Raw genomic sequence first — 1,975 nt, forward strand, 5'->3', positions numbered from 1 at the left:
CCCGCCACTCCAGCTCGGCGGGGAGCCCCGCCGCCCGGAACGCACCGAGCAGGCGCTCCGGGGAATCCGGCTCCTCGGAACGATCGGCCAGGTCGCCGCCCGGCGCAGCAGGCTCCCAGGTCTCGCCGCGCAGGGCCGCGAGGGAGCGCTGGAGGTCATCGAGGGCCGAGGCGCCCACCTCGGTCAGGTGGCGCAGGGCCAGCTCGGCCCGCTCGGGGTCCCGGCGCCACCCAGAGGCGGCGCCCCCGGCGAGGGCGATCATCACCGTGAGGGAGTGCCCGACGACGTCGTGCATCTCCGTGGCGAGCAGCTCACGCTCCCGGTTGCGGGCCTGGTCGAGCCGCCGAGCGAGCTGCTCGGCCCGGATCTCCCGCCGCGTCCGCCGGGAACGGGCGAGGAGCCCGAGGACCAGCGCCACGAGGAGGAGCGGATCGAGCGGCGTGCGCTGCGTCCCGCCCGCCTCAAGGAGCGACCCACCCGTGGCGTCCGGGACGAGCCACTGCACCAGGCCGCGGAGCGTCAGGAAGAGCATCGGCCCCACCACGAGGGCGAGGTACCCGCCGACGGCGAAGCGCGACGGGAGCCGGGAGGCGACCGTGCCGAGCGCGATGGCCGCGGCGGGGGTGAGCAGGCTCGCCGGTTCGATCGCGAGCAGCGCCGTGAGTCCGATGAGCCCGGCGATCAGGAGCAGGGACCGTCCCGGGGCACGGCGACGCCCGAGCAGCGCCAGCGCCCCGGCGAGGCAGGGCACCAGCATTTCGGCCCAGTACCGTGGCGGATTGAATGCGCTGAGCAACAACACGGGGAGCAGCGTCACGGCCGCCAGCGTGCGGTCCACCGCGAGCGGGTGCGCGGCGAGGAACGCGCTGACCCGCTGCGACCGCGGGGCGACGCCGGCACCCTCACGGTCACGCCTCCGTACGCTCATCCGGATTCCTCTCGGTCGCGTCGCGGCTCAGGGACGCAGGGGTCAGGGCTTCCATTCTGCCCCGTTGCCGCTCAGGAGGCATCCCGCGCCCGCAGGACGGCGGCGGCCAGTGCCGCGGAACCGATTGCCCAGGCTGCGAGCACGAGGCTGCCAGCGACGCCGTCGAGCCCGGCCGGGTTCGCAAACGCCGAGATCGCGACCCGGCCCGCGATGCTGGGGAGGAAGCCCGCCGCGTGGATGACCCAGGGCAGTCCGGTGGATTCGAGCATTGCCGGTCCGATGGTGAGCAGCACCAGCGGCAGCACGACTCCGAGCAGGGCGTTCCGGACGAGATATCCGATGGCGAGGCACACGACGGCGATGCCGGCGAGGTAGCCGGCGGACAGCGCGACGAGGCTCGCGGCACGGGACGGGCTCAGCACGATCTCGATCCCCGCCGGGGGGAGCATGAGCCAGCCGACGACGAGCCCGAGGGCCACGCTCAGCGCCCCGATTCCGGCAGCGGTGGCCGCGAGCACCGCGGCCTTGCCCGCGACGAGCGGCCAGCGCCGCGGCACCGCGAGGGCCGCGAGCCCGAGCTGACCGGTCGAGAACTCGGCGGTGGCGAAGCGGGCCGAGCACACCCCGAGGAGCAGCTGCGCCCAGAGCACGCTGTCGACGAGCGCCGTCCCGCTCAGGGGCGGCGGGGTCGCCCCCGCGGGCAGCTCGGCCGCCTGAGAGCGCAGCGAGAGCGAGAGCAGGAGCACGGAGACGGGGACGATCCCGGCGAACACGAGCATCTGCACCCGGTTCGAGCGGAGCGACCAAAACCGGATGGCCTCGGCGCGCAGGACCCCGAGCCTCGGGGGACGGGGGAACGGGGCGGCGAGCGGGCGCTCGGCGCTGGGCGATGCGGTGGTCATGGGGTCCTCCTTGGGAGTGGGCGGGAGTGGGCGGGGGAACTCACGGGGCCGGGCGTGGTCAGGCATCGCGGCGGTCAGACATCGCGGCGGCTGGCGCGCCAGGCGGCGAGGGCGATCGACCCGGCCGCCCAGGAGAGGGTGATGA

At 75.0% G+C, this 1,975-nt stretch carries 2 protein-coding genes; both read right to left on the reverse strand.

All coding sequences use genetic code 11. The annotated features are described in order from the left end of the window. Positions 1-928, reverse strand: a 928-nt coding sequence (locus OOT08_RS10945; RefSeq protein WP_325092673.1) for a histidine kinase dimerization/phosphoacceptor domain-containing protein, incomplete at its 3' end; no start/stop codon positions are given. 71 nt (positions 929-999) lie between these two features. Continuing rightward, positions 1,000-1,830 carry a hypothetical protein gene (locus OOT08_RS10950; RefSeq protein WP_325092674.1) on the reverse strand — a complete coding sequence of 277 codons (831 nt, stop codon included), beginning with the start codon at positions 1,828-1,830 and terminating at the stop codon, positions 1,000-1,002. Positions 1,831-1,975: the final 145 nt, after the last annotated feature.

This window comes from Leucobacter sp. M11 (assembly GCF_035726885.1).
Lineage (GTDB): Bacteria > Actinomycetota > Actinomycetes > Actinomycetales > Microbacteriaceae > JAPFRB01.